The sequence below is a fragment of the Bacillus salacetis genome (assembly GCF_049177075.1).
GTDB classification, from domain to species: Bacteria; Bacillota; Bacilli; order Bacillales; family Bacillaceae_B; genus Rossellomorea; species Rossellomorea salacetis_A.
Genome location: NZ_CP185377.1, coordinates 1,997,884 through 2,014,633, shown reverse-complemented (window position 1 = coordinate 2,014,633; position 16,750 = coordinate 1,997,884). Strand labels below are relative to the sequence as shown.

At 43.3% G+C, this 16,750-nt stretch carries 19 protein-coding genes; 13 read left to right on the top strand and 6 right to left on the bottom strand.

Annotated elements, in window-relative coordinates; translation table 11 throughout:
* Positions 1-26: 26 nt before the first annotated feature.
* Positions 27-3,677 carry a multicopper oxidase domain-containing protein gene (locus tag ACOJQI_RS10225; protein WP_421385115.1) on the top strand — a complete coding sequence of 1,217 codons (3,651 nt, stop codon included), beginning with the start codon at positions 27-29 and terminating at the stop codon, positions 3,675-3,677.
* 15 nt (positions 3,678-3,692) lie between these two features.
* Positions 3,693-4,421: a hypothetical protein gene (locus tag ACOJQI_RS10220; RefSeq protein WP_421385114.1), complete on the top strand. Its 729-nt coding sequence runs from the start codon at positions 3,693-3,695 to the stop codon at positions 4,419-4,421.
* A gap of 405 nt (positions 4,422-4,826) precedes the next feature.
* Here ACOJQI_RS10220 and ACOJQI_RS10215 read toward each other — a convergent pair whose 3' ends face one another.
* Together ACOJQI_RS10215 and ACOJQI_RS10210 are read right to left on the bottom strand one after the other, a co-directional pair.
* A complete protein-coding gene (locus ACOJQI_RS10215; RefSeq protein ID WP_421385113.1) occupies positions 4,827-5,114 on the bottom strand; it encodes a hypothetical protein in 288 nt (95 codons plus the stop codon).
* Complete coding sequence (locus ACOJQI_RS10210) at positions 5,111-5,416, bottom strand: hypothetical protein (RefSeq protein WP_421385112.1); 306 nt, start codon at positions 5,414-5,416, stop codon at positions 5,111-5,113. Before ACOJQI_RS10210 ends, ACOJQI_RS10215 begins: the two co-directional genes overlap by 4 nt.
* Before the next feature lie 440 nt (positions 5,417-5,856).
* On the opposite strand from ACOJQI_RS10210, the gene ACOJQI_RS10205 reads away from it, so the two are divergent.
* From ACOJQI_RS10205 to ACOJQI_RS10190, 4 genes are all read left to right on the top strand, one after another.
* A complete protein-coding gene (locus ACOJQI_RS10205) occupies positions 5,857-7,074 on the top strand; it encodes an MDR family MFS transporter (RefSeq protein WP_421385111.1) in 1,218 nt (405 codons plus the stop codon).
* A 193-nt stretch (positions 7,075-7,267) separates the two neighbouring features.
* Positions 7,268-8,227 carry a bile acid:sodium symporter family protein gene (locus tag ACOJQI_RS10200; RefSeq protein ID WP_421385449.1) on the top strand — a complete coding sequence of 320 codons (960 nt, stop codon included), beginning with the start codon at positions 7,268-7,270 and terminating at the stop codon, positions 8,225-8,227.
* Between the two features lie 262 nt (positions 8,228-8,489).
* Entirely contained in the window at positions 8,490-9,185 is a 696-nt protein-coding gene (locus ACOJQI_RS10195; protein ID WP_421385110.1) for a Na-translocating system protein MpsC family protein, read from the top strand.
* 127 nt (positions 9,186-9,312) lie between these two features.
* Positions 9,313-9,510 carry a hypothetical protein gene (locus ACOJQI_RS10190; RefSeq protein WP_421385109.1) on the top strand — a complete coding sequence of 66 codons (198 nt, stop codon included), beginning with the start codon at positions 9,313-9,315 and terminating at the stop codon, positions 9,508-9,510.
* A gap of 51 nt (positions 9,511-9,561) precedes the next feature.
* On the opposite strand, the gene ACOJQI_RS10185 is transcribed toward ACOJQI_RS10190, so the two are convergent.
* Positions 9,562-9,696, bottom strand: coding sequence for a hypothetical protein (locus ACOJQI_RS10185; protein WP_421385108.1), 135 nt, complete (start codon positions 9,694-9,696; stop codon positions 9,562-9,564).
* A 195-nt stretch (positions 9,697-9,891) separates the two neighbouring features.
* Between ACOJQI_RS10185 and ACOJQI_RS10180 the strand changes: the two genes are divergently transcribed.
* From ACOJQI_RS10180 to ACOJQI_RS10170, 3 genes are read left to right on the top strand one after another with little or no spacing between them, the layout of a single operon-like run.
* Entirely contained in the window at positions 9,892-10,416 is a 525-nt protein-coding gene (locus tag ACOJQI_RS10180; protein WP_421385107.1) for a mismatch-specific DNA-glycosylase, read from the top strand.
* A 51-nt stretch (positions 10,417-10,467) separates the two neighbouring features.
* Positions 10,468-10,830: an aminoacyl-tRNA hydrolase gene (locus tag ACOJQI_RS10175; protein WP_421385106.1), complete on the top strand. Its 363-nt coding sequence runs from the start codon at positions 10,468-10,470 to the stop codon at positions 10,828-10,830.
* 51 nt (positions 10,831-10,881) lie between these two features.
* Positions 10,882-11,217 carry a VOC family protein gene (locus tag ACOJQI_RS10170; RefSeq protein WP_421385105.1) on the top strand — a complete coding sequence of 112 codons (336 nt, stop codon included), beginning with the start codon at positions 10,882-10,884 and terminating at the stop codon, positions 11,215-11,217.
* 65 nt (positions 11,218-11,282) lie between these two features.
* Here the strand turns inward: ACOJQI_RS10170 and ACOJQI_RS10165 are convergent, their stop codons facing one another.
* Positions 11,283-11,978: a hypothetical protein gene (locus ACOJQI_RS10165; protein WP_421385104.1), complete on the bottom strand. Its 696-nt coding sequence runs from the start codon at positions 11,976-11,978 to the stop codon at positions 11,283-11,285.
* A 123-nt stretch (positions 11,979-12,101) separates the two neighbouring features.
* Here ACOJQI_RS10165 and ACOJQI_RS10160 point away from each other — a divergent pair, with 123 nt between their 5' ends.
* The gene (locus ACOJQI_RS10160) at positions 12,102-12,416 is read left to right on the top strand and encodes a hypothetical protein (protein ID WP_421385103.1); all 315 of its coding nucleotides are present in this window, start codon (positions 12,102-12,104) and stop codon (positions 12,414-12,416) included.
* Positions 12,417-12,460: 44 nt separating this feature from the next.
* On the opposite strand, the gene ACOJQI_RS10155 is transcribed toward ACOJQI_RS10160, so the two are convergent.
* Entirely contained in the window at positions 12,461-13,267 is an 807-nt protein-coding gene (locus tag ACOJQI_RS10155) for an MBL fold metallo-hydrolase (RefSeq protein WP_421385102.1), read from the bottom strand.
* A 188-nt stretch (positions 13,268-13,455) separates the two neighbouring features.
* On the opposite strand from ACOJQI_RS10155, the gene ACOJQI_RS10150 reads away from it, so the two are divergent.
* From ACOJQI_RS10150 to ACOJQI_RS10140, 3 genes are all read left to right on the top strand, one after another.
* Entirely contained in the window at positions 13,456-14,718 is a 1,263-nt protein-coding gene (locus ACOJQI_RS10150; RefSeq protein WP_421385101.1) for an MFS transporter, read from the top strand.
* A 92-nt stretch (positions 14,719-14,810) separates the two neighbouring features.
* Positions 14,811-14,960, top strand: a complete 150-nt coding sequence (locus ACOJQI_RS10145) for a hypothetical protein (protein ID WP_421385100.1) — start codon at positions 14,811-14,813, stop codon at positions 14,958-14,960.
* 227 nt (positions 14,961-15,187) lie between these two features.
* Positions 15,188-15,823: an FMN-dependent NADH-azoreductase gene (locus tag ACOJQI_RS10140; protein WP_421385099.1), complete on the top strand. Its 636-nt coding sequence runs from the start codon at positions 15,188-15,190 to the stop codon at positions 15,821-15,823.
* 371 nt (positions 15,824-16,194) lie between these two features.
* Here ACOJQI_RS10140 and ACOJQI_RS10135 read toward each other — a convergent pair whose 3' ends face one another.
* Positions 16,195-16,737, bottom strand: a complete 543-nt coding sequence (locus tag ACOJQI_RS10135) for a cupin domain-containing protein (RefSeq protein WP_421385098.1) — start codon at positions 16,735-16,737, stop codon at positions 16,195-16,197.
* Between the last annotated feature and the right edge of the window lie 13 nt (positions 16,738-16,750).

Below are 16,750 nucleotides of genomic sequence, written 5' to 3'. Positions count from 1 at the left end.
GCCGCATCCAGAAAGGAGACCACTTCATGAAGCGTTGTTTTCACATCGTTGCGATTCCCATTCGGATTGTCGTGAATAACTTCGGTGACCACAATCCCAATGGCATGATGTATGTCTTAAAAGAAAACGAACATAAGGTAAAAAGCCTTGTTAAAAAGAATCCTTTTTCTGTCGTCGACTTGGTTCAGCCGCTTGTCATCCGTGCGAATGAACAAGATGAAGTAGAAATCCTCTTTGAAAACCAGCTCCCTTTCCATACGAGCATGCACTTTCAGGAAGCAGAGTATGACGTATTGACATCCGACGGTGCAAATGTCGGATTTAATCCTGATACCACTGTTGCACCGGGTGATAAGATCCTTTATAAGCTGCAGTTATCCCAAGAAGGAATATACCTTTTCTCTGACCTCGGCAATCCGTCCAGCAGTGAGCAGGGCAGCAATCCAAATGGACTGTTCGGAGCATTGTTCGTGGAAAAGCGTTTTTCCTGGTGGACGGATCCCGTGACAGGCGGACCGCTCAACAGCGGAATGTATGCAGATGTCCATCATCCGATATTGCCGTCTTTCCGTGAATATGCATGGATCTTCCAGGATGAAATGGAAATTGACGACCTAACTGGAAACAGTCCGATTGATCCTGTGACAGGAGAACCAACAGAGTCCTTCCATGGTGTCAATTATAGATATGAACCCCTCCATAGAAGGAAGCAGCTCATTGACGAGGGAGTCGTCTGTCCGGATTGCGATGGTGAGGAGGTCCATCATGATTCCTGGGTATTCGGTGATCCTACCACGCCAATTCTTAGGGGCTATGTCGGTGATCCGGCAAAAATCCGTCTCATCCATGCTGGGGTTAAGGAAACCCATGTCTTCCATTACCATGTTCATCAATGGTTCAATGACCCGGATAACCTGGAATCCGAGATTTTCGACTCACAATCCACCAGTCCCCAATCACACTATGATATAGAGCCTCTTTATGGTCTCGGCAGTCTGCATGGAGCCATTGGAGATTGCATTATCCATTGTCACCTGTATCCTCACTTCGGAGTGGGGATGTGGGGAATAAACAGGGTGTTCGACACCTTGCAGGACGGAAGCCAATGTTATCCCAATGGGGTAAAGATAGACGCACTTCAGCCGCTGCCAGACAGGCCTGCACCACCCCGTCCTACAAAACAAAAGCCTGGATTCCCGAATTTCATACCTGGAAAGGCGGGGTATAAGGCACCAAGACCACCGCTTGGAATCATCGGGGGAAGGGGACTTACAGAGCTTGAAAAGAACGCAGCAATCCCCAATCCGCGCCCAGGTGCTGTTTTTGTTGATCCATGTATCGAAAATGCGCCTGTATTGGAATACAATGTTTCTTTAATAGAACTTCCGATCACATACAACCGCCATGGGTGGCACGATCCAAAAGGGAGAATGTATATCCTCGATGAAGATATAGATGATGTATGTTCAGGAAAAAAAGAACCGGAACCGCTGATTATACATCAGCCGGCCAACACTTGTATCAGGGTGAATTACACCAACCGGCTGCCGCATATCCTGGACGGGGATGCCTTCCAACTGGTTACCAGATCCTATGAAGCAGGGATGCATATCCACTTCGTTAAGTTTGACGTGCTAGTGAACGATGGGGCCAATGTCGGATGGAATTACGACTCAAGTATCTTACCGGGCGAAACCATGCGCTATGAATATTATGCTGACGTTGAACTGAAAGCCTGGTTCTTCCATGATCATCTTTTTGCGGTCCAGCATCAGCAGCATGGTGTTTTTGGTTCCGGTGTCGTTCATCCGCGTTTCACTCGGTTCATTGATTCGACTGGGGGTGGCGAGATTGGCAGGGGAGCACAGGTAACTGCCGTCCATCCATTGATTCCCGATTACAGGGATTTTACCCTGATGGTCCAGGATTTTGCCCTGTTATTTGATAAAAAAGGAAACCCTCTTGCACCTCCCAACTTTCCCGGTTCGCAGGATGATCCCGGCGTATTCGGGGTGAATTATAAAAATGAACCTTTGCAGTTCAGGCTTGGGCCCGACTGTGATCCTGCATACAGTTTCAGTTCTTTTGTACATGGAGATCCAGTCACGCCCATCTTAAAAGCCTATGAAGGTGATCCGGTCAGGATACGGCTCCTCCAGGGAGCACATGAAGAATCCCACAGCTTAAACATACATGGTCTCAGATGGCCAAAAGAACGATCAGACCTTGATTCAATGATGCGCGATCAGCAGCATATCGGAATCTCTGAATCTTTTACTTTTGAATCGTATATTCCAAGGGCAGGCGACTACTTGTGGGCATTTGAAACGGAAGAAGACTTATGGAACGGCCTTTGGGGACTCATCAGGGCTTATGACGAAATCATTCCGGATTTGGTCCCTCTTGAAGACAGGCCGAGACCTCTTAAACGGTCCAAAATCCTGCCATACCAGACAGGGAAACCTCCTCATAAAGGTGATTGTTTCAAGGATGATTTGATCATTCCTAAAGGCAGGCCAGTGAAACATTTTGATATCGTTGCCTTCCAAGTCCCGATCATCTATAACAAATTCGGCGATCATGATCCAAACGGCATTGTATTTGCACTCAGAGAAGACATGGATGACATACTCTCCGGTAAAAGAAATCCCGAGCCGCTGGTGATACGGGCAAATGTAGGAGATGAAGTACATGTGAAACTCACCAGCTATCTAGAATTTGATAAGTTCCCATTTAAAGATGGGATTTATCCTTACCCAGCGGTAAAAGAGCAGGCATTTTACCCTCCTTCGTTAAGGATATCCTTACATCCTCAGCTGATAGAGTATGATGTGAAGACATCGAGCGGGGAGACCGTCGGATACAATTACGATCAGACAGTAGGACCGGGTGAATCGATTTCCTACAGATGGTACGTCGACTTCCCGGTGGGAGCTTGCGGAATGTGGGACATGGCGGATATAAGGAATCACAAATCACAAGGGGCATTCGGTGTGTTCATTGCCGAACCAAGAGGCACTGAGTTTCTCGACCCTAAGACTCTTAAGCCTGTATCAACAGGGGCAAATGTAGTATTGAAAAATCCACTCCTGCCAAATATGAGGGAATTCGTCATGATCATGCATGACGGTGTAAGGCTCCTGGATAAGGAAGGGAATCTCATAGTTGATCCTATCAATGGCATTCTGCTTGGGCCGGATGATGTTGACGAAGATCTGGTAGACACTTATGATCAGGGGTCCCGCGGATTCAATTATCGTTCTGAACGCTTAATTAACAGGTATTACAAACATCCTGTCCTCCACGACTTATTCAGTTCAAAGGTCTTTGGCGACCCGGCTACACCGTTATTTGAATCCTATCCGGGTGAACCTGTTACAATCAGGCTGGTCACCCCTGCGGAAAGAAGAAGGTCGCACACATTCCACCTTCACGGGCATTTTTGGAGAAAAGATGTTTCAGACATCAACTCTGTCAATGCTTCGTTTGAAGGCTTCAATATCGCAGGGAGCAAACAAGATATTGAATTGTACGGCGGGGCAGGAGGGTTCTTCAACTTCCCGGGTGATTATATGTACAGATCAGGCAACATTCGTTGGGACATCGAACAGGGAATGTGGGGGATAATGCGGGTGCACAAAGAACGGCAGCCTAATTTGCCTCCTTTGCCAAGATAGGAAGGCGGTGAAGATATGGAAAATGAAGAGAAAAAAGAAAAGAAATTTGAATTCTGTGTTGAAGGAGATTGCTGTGAAGAACGAATGAAACAGCCTGAAATCCCATCAGACACCAACTGCCTCCCTGAAGATCAACTGGAGGAGGTGGAAGAAGATATCCGGAATGCGAACCAGCTTTTGCTCGACTTAGGTCTTGAAAACCCTGAACGGAACAAAGTGATCAAACAGGCATTCTCCGGGCTTGAAGGTTTGGAGGTCGAAGTGGAACTTGAAGAGGCAGATGCCGCTTCAGGAGTGGTATTTATTGCAGGAACTGACTTCGTTGCTTTATTAAAAGGGGATAAGGAGATTCTTATTCCGAATGGAAGAGTTTCATTGATTAAATCAAGGGGGAGGTATGCACAGCCGCCATCGGAAGCTTTGTTAAGTGACATCGATCCCTGCTTCAGAAGGGAACTGACTTTTCATTTCGGAAAGACTGTATCCGCCTCACCTGAGTTGATTAAAATCTTCTTCGGCATGAAACTGGCAATATACTTGCTGCTTTTACAAGACAAAGAGATTAGTGTGCAGCTCGTCAATGAACGTTTGGAAGGCGTGCTTTGGAAGGCGTCTCAGGACAGTCTCACCCTAAAATCAGGAGATATCGAACGTGAGATTGCACTCGCCCATGTCATTGCTGTTGAGTATCTCCGGAAAGATGATGGGGAGGATGGGAAGGAAGCAAAGGGTGAATTAGATTGAAATTCGGCCTGATGTTGGGTTGTACCAATGGTTATTAGGCCGTTGAGGTTTGAATTTCAAAAGGATGTTGGGCCGTAAAAGTGATTATCGGCCCAATGAGTTTTGAAATTCAGAGGGATGTTGGGCCGCAAAATGGATTATCGGGCCATTGGAATTTGAATTTCAAAGGGATAGTGGCCCGTAAAATGAATTATCGGGCCATTGGAATTTGAATTTCAAAGGGATAGTGGCCCGTAAAATGAATTATCGGGCCATTGGAATTTGAATTTCAAAGGGATGTTGGCCTGATTCTTCAACAGACACTCCTAGTTAAGTTTTTAGCATAAGGATAACAACCGAATCAAAAAACCACTTCAGAGTGACTGGAAGTGGTTTTTTTCTTGAAAAAATTATTAAACTGCTAGTCTAACATTCGTGATAAATTTCAACATACTTTATTTTGTCGACTGGAATGATCCATGAATAACAATGTTTTTCCCCAGTCTCCTCCTGATCCTGTTCCTTTGCATCTGCCTCAGAAGCCGCCTCTTCTGGTCCATGATCCGGTTCTTCCGGAGGGAGAGACTCTTCTTCGTATTTTTTAACTTCTACAAAGTTGGACCCGACAAAACAAATTTCAGCTTCAATTCTGCGCCCGTCTTCGAGCTCCAAATCGACCATACAACCGATAAGCTGGCGCAACTTAAAGTTCAAATTGTTTTGCAACCCGCCCAGACGCAGTCGGAAATCATCATCACATAAATACCGGCGGCAATGGTTATGATGTTTATGGCAGCCGCAATCATGACCGTGGTGATGGTGGTGATCGCAGCCACAATTGTGATGATGGTGATTGCAGCCACAGTCGTGATGATGGTGATGATGACCACAGCCGCAGTCGTTATGATGATGGCCTCCTGAATGATAATCTCCTGTGTCATTATACGGTTGTTCATATCCATGATGACACCTTTTGTGATCATAATCATGATCATGACAACCACAAGGTTTTTCATTAGGATGTTTTTTCCGAGGATAACCTTCATGGTGGTGATGCTTATCCTTGGAGTGTTCTCTTTCCTTCAGGTACTTATTGAGATCAGGAAGAAGAGAACTATCAAACTCATTAAATTTACTATACATTTATACTCCTCCTTCATGTGATTTTAACGTGGAAAAGTCCACCCAATTCTGTCAGCCGGCTTTTGTTTTATAAGACTCTGCTAAGTGCTTGTAATATCATATGAATTTTTTCCTATACCGGGTGGGACAAAGGCCTGAACTAATAACAATTTTTACTAAAAAGACATCTATCATGGCAGTTATTTCTGATGCAGCAAACGAAATATAATTTTTTGTTATGTCTAAACATAAAATAAATAACATTTACTTATTAACAATCTGGTATTATAGTAAGTTATGGAAATAGAAAGCACGTGAAAGAGGGCGATACCTTATGTCAGCAGTAAAAAAATATATTGGACAGTTCCACCCGATTGTTTGGGTACTTTTAACCGGTACGGTTCTTTCAAGAGGGGCTATGTTCATGACGATGCCTTTCCTGGCCATCTATCTTTCCAGGACCATGGATATGCACCCGCTTTTCATCGGCCTGACTGTCGGCATCAGTCCGCTGGTGGCCACAATCGGCGGATTTATCGGAGGGCATTTATCAGACCGGTATGGCCGTAAACCTGTCCTGATGATGTCTTTATTCTCAATATCTTTAGTGTTTTTTGGATTCAGCGTTGCCAGCCATCCGCTTTGGTTCATCTTCCTGAATGCATTAAACGGGTTGTCCAATTCATTTTTTGAACCTACCTCCCAGGCCTTAATGGCTGACCTGACAGAAAAGAAGCAGAGGATGAAGGCCTATTCTTTGAGATATACGGCCATCAATATCGGGGCAGCGGTCGGACCTCTCGCCGGAGCCTATTTAGCCAATGTGTCGGCAGAGTCCACATTCATTATCACCGGATCGATTTATTTCTTTTATGCAGTGGCGCTAACAGTATTAATGAAGAAGTTCAAACTCGAAGGCGGGGCTGCCGGGAAAGCTAAAGTAACGTTCTTGGATGCCTTGTCAATCGTGAAGCGCGATTCTGCACTGCGTTACCTGGTTCTTGGGATTATCCTGATCAATATCGGCTACTCCCAGTTACAATCGACTCTTCCCATGCACCTTGAAGAATCTCTGGAAAATGGCGTCTATATCTTCTCGATTTTACTCTCTATAAATGCAGTCATGGTTGTTTTCCTGCAAATGCCTGTCAGCGCTCTTGCAGAAAAGTTCCGACCTATGCAGACAATGGTATTTGGAGCACTAATTATGATGCTCGGTTTGATGGGCTTTGGTTTTTCAAACGGATGGGTCTTATCGATCGTATCTGTCGCTCTCCTGACCCTGGGTGAAATATTGATTTTCCCTGCGAATTCCGTATTGATTGACAGGCTTGCACCTGAAAATCTCCGTGGTATTTATTTTGGGGCAGGACAGTTCCGGAAAGTCGGAAACTTTGCAGGCCCGGTCCTCGGAGGCTTCCTGTTCAGCGAAGTAGGAGGATCCGTCATGCTTTGGGTGGTTTCTCTCATCGCACTTTCCAGTATCCTATTCTTCTCCTTGGGCAACAGATCATTTGCCAAAACCGAGCTTCCGGAAGCTAAGAGTGTTTAAGTCAATATAACTTCATCACTTTAACGCATCACCTCACTAAGAGGGACTGTCCCTCTTAGTGCTTTAAAGCGCTAAAACATTATGCCTGGAGCCTGGTTTTTCAGGCTCTTTTTATTTGGTTTTCATAATTCTGGGAAATGAACTGCATAAGGATCTATAGTACAATGTAATTTATTGCATTAATTTAGGAGACATAACGATGAATATCAATAAGTTATTGGAAAAGATGCTTCCTTTCATTACACCTGCGGCTGTTGCAGCAGGAGTATTTTTTGCCGATTATCTTGTAAGCTATACTTTTTTAGTGCCTTGGATCTTTGCTCTCATGACATTTGCCGGAAGCCTGAGCAGCAATTTCTCGTCTCTCAAAAAGGCCATAATAAATCCTTTGCCTCTATTAGCTGCACTGCTAATCCTCCATCTGCTGATGCCGTTGTGGGCTTTCGGTATAGGATCTTTGCTATTTCCAGATGATGGTCTGACTGTGACAGGACTGATTCTTGGCATGGTCATCCCAACGGGGATCACAAGTTTTGTCTGGGTTTCGATTTATAAAGGAAATATTGAGCTCGCGCTGTCCATCATCCTTATCGATACCATTCTCTCCCCATTTGTTGTGCCTGCCAGTTTATCCGTATTTGCTGGAAAGAAGGTGGAGATCGATACGGGGGATATTATGATTGGCCTGCTGCTTATGGTGGTAATCCCTTCACTGGTTGGTATGTTCTTGAACCACATCACCGGGGGACGCGTCAAGGAATCATTGGGCTCAAAACTGCAGCCATTTACCAAGATAGGAATCGGGATAGTTGTTGCCATCAACAGTGCAGCCGTTGCGCCTTTTCTGCGAAAAGTGGACTTGAAACTTATTGGGATCGGTATGACGGTGTGCTTCATCGCCATAGGAGGATATGCTTTTGCTTGGCTTCTCGCAAAGACCCTGAAAATGGATAGAAATACAAAAGTAAGTCTGATTTTTACTGGCGGCATGAGAAATATCAGTACAGGTGCTGTCATTGCCGTCCACTATTTCCCAGCTGCAGTTGCCGTGCCAGTCGTCATCGGCATGCTGTTTCAGCAAATTCTTGCTTCTTTATTCGGTATGATATTGGCTAAATGGGAAGTGAGAAAAGAAACTCAGCGAGCTGCATGACAAGGAGACAATCCGCCCAGCAGGAGAATGCCTGCCGGGTGTTTTTTTATTTACATAAGTTTATTTTTGGCTTTCTGCTGCAGATCAGATAATGCCACTAACATAAAATATTTAATGATATTCCATGAGGTTTTTTACCTTTTTTAATGGGGAAACTATTAACAAAAAGAGCTGAGGAGTTTTCAGAAGGAAAAGTAAATGATACTATGAAAAAAGGGAAGAAGATACGATGCTTCTTTCTTTAAAAAGGATGTTTTACTTTATGGATATTAAAACTCAACAAACTAAACTGGCAAATAATTTTGGAAAGCTTCTCAGGGATAAATTCGGGAAGGGCCCTGAAGCGATTTTTGTTACTATTTCCGACCCTTATGTACTTGTTTATATTAAAGGCTTTATTTCTGCAATGGAGCAGGTACTGCTTGAACAGGGACAGGATCTGACTGTTAAAACGACACGTGAATACTTAATGAAATCGATTGACCCCGAGATCAGGGGTCAGATCAAAGGCCTTACCGACTTGGATATTCAGCATATTTATTATGACTGGAATCTTGACAACCGATCCGGTGTTTTTGTCGGTGTTGGTTCTGATTTGACCATTTTAGATGAGGATAACAGGACACATTACAATGGTCAGAGTGAGGTAAATCAGGAAATTGTCTCAATAAGCCGGCAGGCTGAAAAGGCACCGGATGAAACGTTTTCTTATAAGTTGAGTGACAGAACATTGATTGTTATCAGAAAAGGGATTCTCGTGCCAATTGAAAAGCAATTAATCTCCCTTGGCTTTGATGAGAAACTAAGAGTTGCGAAGAGACAGCTTGAAGGTGAATTGCTGTTGAACAGTACGCATTTTGCTTCTGTACTGAATGCAGGGATTCAAGATGTCTTTGTTGACTGGAACTTCGAACTGGATAATAGTGTCATATCATTTATATTGAAACCAAACGAATAAATGGCAGTAATGAACCGGAATGACTTTGCCGGACATAAGCCGAAGAGAGCAGGAAACCCCTGTTCTTTTCGGCTTTTTATTTTTTATTCATCTTTTTAAAATCAATTTCTTGAAAGGGTTTTATAACATGACATTTGAGATGGAACAGGCGTTATTCTCAAGGGAACTCGGACGCCTTAAAGAGGAATATCAAAGATGTGATAACCATGAACTAAAAAAGGAAATTCTTGAAGATATAGACCTTCTTTCTTCTGTAGTGATAGGTTACAACACGGGAGACTCAGAAACTGTAAGAGTTAAAGAAGCGGAGAAGCTGGGCGGATAAAAATAGCAAGCAAAAAGCAATTCCTGTTTCTGAGAACAGGAATTGCCTCTTTTATTTGAGCTTATTTTTTATGTCCTGCTGCGTTATCTCGCTTCTTATTGTGGCATCCTTAGCAAATTCTTCATTGAATACTTTATTTCTAGGATATTTATTCTTTCGTTCACGGTTATCATTTTTATTCGTCAATGTAATCCGCCTCCTTTCATAATTATCCTTTTCATTATTTAATTGGTTTATGTACCATGCGTTAAGGATATTACCGGAAAACCTCCTTACAGATTTGTTTAGGATTCCATTAGTACGTTAAAATAAATGTACAAAAAGGGACTGTCCCCCTTCGCGCTTTAAAGCGATAAAGGGAGGACTCAAAGGAGGAGAAATATGCAGCCATTGCCCGATCACCTTAGGAAGGACCTGGATATTGTTTTTATCGGCTTCAATCCCAGCTTGAAATCCGGCGAATCAGGACATAACTACGCAAACCGCAGCAATCGTTTCTGGAAGATTCTTCATCTTTCAGGCCTTACACCGAGGCAGTATGCACCTGAAGAAGATTCACAATTGCTGGAACTTGGCTACGGGCTCACCAATATTGTTGAAAGGCCGACTAAAGAGGCAGCGGACATTACAAAAGAGGAGTACAAAGAGGGAAGACTCATCTTAAAGAATAAACTCAAAACCTTCTCACCTAAAATAGCCTGTTATGTCGGAAAAGGCGTTTATCAGCAGTTTTCTCAAAAGCGTCAAATTGAATGGGGAGTACAAGAAGATTCTGTAGTGGAGGGTGTCACTGATTTCGTCGCCCCTTCTTCAAGCGGGCTCGTCAGAATGAAGATCGATGAAATCACGGATATTTATAAAGAACTGACAAGGCTTAAGGAAAAGCACACTTCTTTATATGAATAGGAAAACATGTCCAATTATTTTAGATAAAACCACAATGAAAGGAGGATTTTCTTGCCTAACAGCGAAATTGTTCAATACTTTATCGTGAATAAAGATTTAAATATGTCTGCAGGTAAGATAGGGGCACAGACAGCGCATGCAGCAACCATCAGCACAATAGACATCCTTTCCGATTCATCTGCATTTCCCGAATACCGCGAGAACTTCATTTACTGGTATCAAACCGGTATGACCAAAATCGTACTGAGGGGAAGGCAGAAAGACCTGGAAAAGCTTGCAGAGCAAGGTTATTACACAGTCAGGGACAGCGGCAGGACTGAAATCGAATCAGGTTCACTGACTGTGGCCGCACTTCCTCCAATGCCAAAGTCAGAGGCGAAAGAAAAGGTCGGACACTTATCTTTGTTTAAATAAAAGAAGAGAAGGAAAAACAGGATAGTGGACATTTTAAGAGGGGGAATAAATATGTTTGCCAAACTGGATACAGTCATTTTAAATGTTAAAGACATAGAAGCTGCAAGACAATGGTATAGTGAAGTGCTTGAATTGGAAGATATTTATGATGGAGGGAACCATGTGGTTTTCAAAGTCGGACAGGGGGAAACTCCGATCACGATTATCGAGGGAGAAACAGGACTCTCCACGGTTAAACCCATCCTATTTTCAGACGCCATTGAGGAAACTCAGTTAAAATTGAAAGGGAAGGGAGTCGAAGTAGGGGAACTCGACCATGACGGAACAGTAACCTTCTTCACATTTGATGATCCAGATGGAAACCGTTTTGAGGTTTGCCATTTTTAGGCACCTTTGCTGTCAAGGCACCTAAAAAAACAGAGCAGGAACTCCCGCTCTGCCGGCCATCTATTTTACCAGAAAAATCTTCTCCCTGCACCAGGATTCATGCCGAATGGTCCTGGCATGCCGTACCCTTGGGATGGAGAGCCTCCCGCATATGGGGGACCAGGGGCATAATACCCTTCAGTCGGTCCCACCTGATATGGTCCATAAGGAAGTCCCGAACCATAACCTGAGCTTCCTTGCCCCTGCATGAATTGAGGCTTAAAGCCCTCCTGCGGGGAATATCCGTACTGAGGACCATATGGTGTAGCAGGCGTATAGGTGTAGTTGTTTCCAAAAGAACTTCCGCCCATCTGACCTGGGTTCATTCCCATAGGATATGGATTCTGTGAGGACATTTGGGAAGGGGCACCACCCTGCTGCATTCCATACATTCCTGACGTGTCCATTCCTTGCTGCGACCCGTAAATATCATAAGGGCTCTGGCCCTGCTGCATACCGGTGCCTTGCTGCATTCCGTCCATAGTAAAAGGATTCTGGCTTTGCTGCATTCCATACATATCTGACATGTTATATGGTGTCAATTCTTCTTCATCTATTCCAGACATCTGCAAAGGACTCAATCCTGCACCCGAACCGTACATATTGCCTGTCATCCGGTAAGGATTCCAATTATCCTGATCCATATAACCCGATGATCCGGGAGTTGATTGCATGGTGTCAGGGCTCATTCCATTCATGTAATATGGATACAAATTATTCACTAAGAAATACCTTCCTTTCAGCAATCATCATTTTCAAACTTCCTTTACATCCTATTGAGTAATACGAAACCTGTGCCTATCCAAGTGAATATAACTATCTTATATAAGAAAGGTGGGAAATCCATGAAAAGGAAGATAATTGTACTCTCACTCATGCTTTTTCTATCTTTATGTATGGCTGGACTTTCTTTTCCAGCGGACAGCGAGGCATGTCAATGTAACAATGAATCGACAGAAGGGCAACCCTTCTTCCATTCAAAATATATCGAAACCGCATCAGTTGATCATCAAATTGGAAAGGATGAGGATAGTCCACTTTTTGAGAACGTCATCATTTATCTGATCATCTTCATTCCTGTAGTGGTTGTCACTCTGATCGTGTGGATTTTCTCAAGGATTCTTAAACTGACTAAAGAAAAAGAGAGCAAGGGAAAATAAAGTAAAGAGGCTGGAAATACTTCAGCCTCTTTTGTATTGTTTACTTATTTTTTATTTTCAGGAATTTCCGTTGCTCCAAAATCCCTTGCAAGCCGGTCCAGGTTTGTTGTCAATTCATCATCAGCAAGAGGAAGGCCATGCCCTACTACAGCAAGAAGCGGTTTTAATTCAGACAGGGTTTTGACCGAATTCCACGCGGCCTGCCAATCCACTGTAAAATATTGAGGGGGGCCATGGATTTCCTGCTTTTGGGTAAGGACCTCATAAAGCTTCTCCTGCTCGACATTAATGAAGGCGTCTCCTGCTACAAGCGCCTTATCCTCATCCCTGAATAAGGAGATATGTCCCGGTGTATGGCCCGGGGTGTGGATGTATCTCCATCCAGGCAGAACAGGAATGGACCCATCTTCAGGAAGGATACGCAAATTGGAAGAGACATCTATGCTGTGGCGGGGAAACATAGATGACATTTTAGCCACCAATCCTTCTGCATCCGTGTTCGGAGGGGGATAGCTGCTTTCCCCATTAAGGAATGGTTTCTCAGCTGTATGAGCATAGACCGGGACATCCCACACCTCAAGAAGGCCTTTCAGGGCCCCCACATGGTCAAAGTGGCCATGTGTCAGGATAATTGCTTTACATAAAGCATTCTCACCGAATCTTTCTTTGGCTGCTTCGATGATTTTTTCATGTGAATCCGGCATGCCGGCATCGACTAATATGAATTCGCTGCTTTCTTGTGGGTTCCCAATGAAAGCGATATTTACAATTTGAACGTTATAACAGTAAAGGTCTGGAAGCACTTCTATTCCCAGGCCGCTGGTCACCGATGTCATAGGCATTTTCTTCATGATGGACCTCCTTCAATTTCTCAGTGGTAGTATCTGTAAACCATGAACTGAATATGTGACATTTTCGGTAAATATATACCCTGTTGCTGTAAAAAAACGTCACGATCCTCTAAAAAAATGTTTCCATTCCCGAAATATTGTTTTACTATTTAATAGGAAAAATAGGAAATGAGGCGGAAACATTCATAATGAGAGCATATTTGCAAGAGTGTGTGAGCAACTACAAAAGCTATAATTACAATGTCAAAATGGCGATTGCTGCCAACTTATTGACCCAAATCGGCTTAGGCGTATTTATGACACTTTATAATTTATATTTAAGAGAATTAGGCTACAGTGAGCTGACCAATGGGAATGTAATCGCAATGACAGCTTTGGCACAAACGATTTTTCTTGTTCCTGCAGGATTTTTAAGTGATCGATGGGGAAGAAAGAAAGCTATTATGGCAGGAGCTGCGCTTGCTGCGATAACGCTTTTTACAAGATCTTTCTTTGAAGGGGAAATGGTTCTTGTCCTGCTGGCATTCGGCAGCGGGGCGTCCATGGCATTCATTCAGGTAAGCATGATTCCATGGCTTGCGGAAAATTCCAATGAAAAAGAGAGAGTTCATTTATTCAGTTTTCACTTTGCCGTCATGATGGCAGCTAATGTTATTGGTAACCTTACGGGAGGAGTCCTTTCTGATTTTCTTTCCCTTATAGGTATTGATTCATTGAACAGTTTACGGATCACCTTGATCTTGGGTGGTGCTTTCTATACCGCAGGTTTAATTCCTATCTTTTTAATGAAAGAAGAAGTCATTCAACAAAAGAAGAAACTGCTTGATAAAGAACTTTGGAAGGGGAAAGGAAAGCAGTGGAAGCTGGTATTCCTTTTTGTAGGAGCACAGCTCATCATCGGTATTGGTTCCGGGCTTGTCGTCCCATATCTAAACCTATATTTTGCCGATCGGTTTCAAACTTCACATTCAGCCATAGGCTTCATTTTATCTCTGGGCCAGGGAGCAACGGCCATAGCCATGATTATCGGCCCGGCCGTAGTCAATAAATTCGGTGAAGTGAAGGCTGTCGTCTTATTACAGTTATTATCCTTGCCGTTCTTGATTTTGACAGGCATTACAACGAATTTATATATTGCGGTATTTGGATTTCTGTTCAGACAGGCCCTCATGAATGCCGGAAATCCTATACAAATGGCATTGATGATGAAGAAAGTACCAGATGATAAAAAAGGGATTGCCAACTCACTGAGCCAGATGGCCTTCTCTTTCGGCTGGGCGACGATGGGACCGGTTTCCACATATATTGTTGCTGCATATGGATCCTATTGGGGCTATTCCATTGTATTTGCCATCACAGGCTGCATTTATTTTATTGGAGCCATCTACTTCCTGACTGTTTTCAGGGAAAAAGACAATCTCCTTAAAAAACAACCAGCGGCAGTTTCTTAAAAAATTTTCTGGAAAAGACTGATATTTCCGTAAATAAAATGGTAGAATGAAGGAGATACTACATAATACTTTTTTATCAGGAGGAAATACACATGGAAAACAAACCGCTGCACTATGATGGTACAATCAGCCCAAATGCAGGAGCTGAAAATGGTGTACAGAATGACGAACGTTTCGTCCTGACACCGGAAGCAAGAAAAAACCTCGGCGCCAATCCTTATGAGGTAAATGGGGAAGAATAAAATTCATTAATGAGAATTTGTTTTAAAAGAAGCTGGTTTTTGTGCCAGCTTCTTTTTATTTCAGTTTTGATGGCATGACTTAAGTCTCGATTTCCGGCTTAAGCGATTAATCATTTTATTCCCGGGTAAATATATTTTGTTATAGATTAGACGTCCTCAATTGAATAAAAGGATGTCTAAGAACAAAAACTAAACTGTCAATTTACTTAGAAGGGAACGATCAGCATATGGCTAAAGTTTTATACATCACTGCCCACCCACACGATGATAAAGAGTCATTCAGTATGGCCGCAGGAAAAGCATTCATTGAATCTTATAAAGAGAGCAATCCATCCGATGAAGTCATTCATGTGGACTTATATAAAGAGCATATCCCCCAAATAGATGTCGATGTCTTTGCAGGGTGGGGAAAACTTCAAAAAGGATCAGGTTTTGAAGAACTTTCTGAAGAAGAAAAGGCAAAAGTGGGCAGACTTTCTGAATTAAGCGAGCAATTTGTATCAGCAGACAAATATATTTTTGTCACTCCATTATGGAACTTTTCATTCCCTCCTGTCATGAAAGCTTATATCGACTCAGTGGCTGTGGCAGGAAAAGCGTTTAAGTATACAGCTGAAGGTCCAATAGGGTTGCTTACAGATAAAAAAGCACTCCACATCCAGGCCCGAGGCGGAATCTATTCAGAAGGACCGGCAGCCCAGATGGAAATGGGGCACCGCTACCTTGACATCATAATGCAATTCTTCGGTGTTCCATCTTTTGAAGGATTGTTCATTGAAGGTCACAATGCAATGCCTGACAAAGCACAGGAAATTAAAGAAAACGGGATTGCCCGTGCGAAAGATTTAGCGAAAACCTTTTAAAGATTACCCGGCAGAAAGAAGCTGCCGGGTGATTTGTTGATTATAGACATAATTGCTCTGTCTTATGATGCAACAGCCGAATACCTTAAACCCATCTTGTGAATGGGCCAATATCATGGACATTTACGTATCTCATTGGGCCGATTAATCGTTTTACGGGCCAGTATCTCTAAAATTATTGTATCTCAATGGCCCATTTATCCACTTTACGGGCCAATACCACTCACATATTCTAATCTCAATGGCCCGTTTACTCGTTTTACGGGCCAACATCTCTCACATACTCATCTCTCATTGGCCCGGTTAATCATTATTAGGCCAACATGCCAACAAAATAAGGCAGCGAACCAAGTCCGCCGGCTAAAAAGTCATCAGGATTGCTGAAATTGAGGATCTTTAAAGGGATGTGCCACCCAGCCTGTAGAATCGATGAACAGGCGTACAGCCACGACTTGTTTGTCATCCATCAGTGTAAAGAAGTGAGGGTTTCCTTCAGGAACAGAGATGACATCTCCAGGCTCGAGTTCTACATCAAAATAGCCAGTTTCGTCAGAACCTTTAATGATGAATATCCCATGGCCGGCCGTGATGGCACGCACTTCATCCTCTGTGTGGGTATGAACCTGCTCGAATTTCTTCAAAAGCTCCTCGATATTTGGTGTTGCTTCCGATAGGGCAACAACATCCCAGCTGCCGTAACCGCGGCGTTCTGCCAAAGATTTAATTTCGCTTTCAAACGTATCAATGACTGTTTGCTTTTCTTCATCCGTGATCTGGCAGCGGTCACGCAGCTCAGCAGGAAGTTTTGTAATATCCCAATACTCATAAAGCACTTCCTGATTTGCCAAAAAATCTCTCACGTTTTCTTCACCTGAAATGGTTTCTCCTGTGTTTCTCACTTTAATGACAGCCATAATAATTCCTCCT

Excerpts from the sequence above, each read along its gene's own strand:
- ACOJQI_RS10155 (WP_421385102.1), bottom strand. The coding sequence starts at position 13,267 with ATGAAGAAAATGCCTATGACATCGGTGACCAGCGGCCTGGGAATAGAA.
- ACOJQI_RS10135 (WP_421385098.1), bottom strand. The coding sequence starts at position 16,737 with ATGGCTGTCATTAAAGTGAGAAACACAGGAGAAACCATTTCAGGTGAA.
- ACOJQI_RS10180 (WP_421385107.1), top strand. The coding sequence starts at position 9,892 with ATGCAGCCATTGCCCGATCACCTTAGGAAGGACCTGGATATTGTTTTT.
- ACOJQI_RS10150 (WP_421385101.1), top strand. The coding sequence starts at position 13,456 with ATGAGAGCATATTTGCAAGAGTGTGTGAGCAACTACAAAAGCTATAAT.
- ACOJQI_RS10170 (WP_421385105.1), top strand. The coding sequence starts at position 10,882 with ATGTTTGCCAAACTGGATACAGTCATTTTAAATGTTAAAGACATAGAA.
- ACOJQI_RS10195 (WP_421385110.1), top strand. The coding sequence starts at position 8,490 with ATGGATATTAAAACTCAACAAACTAAACTGGCAAATAATTTTGGAAAG.
- ACOJQI_RS10160 (WP_421385103.1), top strand. The coding sequence starts at position 12,102 with ATGAAAAGGAAGATAATTGTACTCTCACTCATGCTTTTTCTATCTTTA.
- ACOJQI_RS10205 (WP_421385111.1), top strand. The coding sequence starts at position 5,857 with ATGTCAGCAGTAAAAAAATATATTGGACAGTTCCACCCGATTGTTTGG.
- ACOJQI_RS10190 (WP_421385109.1), top strand. The coding sequence starts at position 9,313 with ATGACATTTGAGATGGAACAGGCGTTATTCTCAAGGGAACTCGGACGC.
- ACOJQI_RS10140 (WP_421385099.1), top strand. The coding sequence starts at position 15,188 with ATGGCTAAAGTTTTATACATCACTGCCCACCCACACGATGATAAAGAG.
- ACOJQI_RS10145 (WP_421385100.1), top strand. The coding sequence starts at position 14,811 with ATGGAAAACAAACCGCTGCACTATGATGGTACAATCAGCCCAAATGCA.
- ACOJQI_RS10210 (WP_421385112.1), bottom strand. The coding sequence starts at position 5,416 with ATGAAAAACCTTGTGGTTGTCATGATCATGATTATGATCACAAAAGGT.
- ACOJQI_RS10225 (WP_421385115.1), top strand. The coding sequence starts at position 27 with ATGAAGCGTTGTTTTCACATCGTTGCGATTCCCATTCGGATTGTCGTG.
- ACOJQI_RS10220 (WP_421385114.1), top strand. The coding sequence starts at position 3,693 with ATGGAAAATGAAGAGAAAAAAGAAAAGAAATTTGAATTCTGTGTTGAA.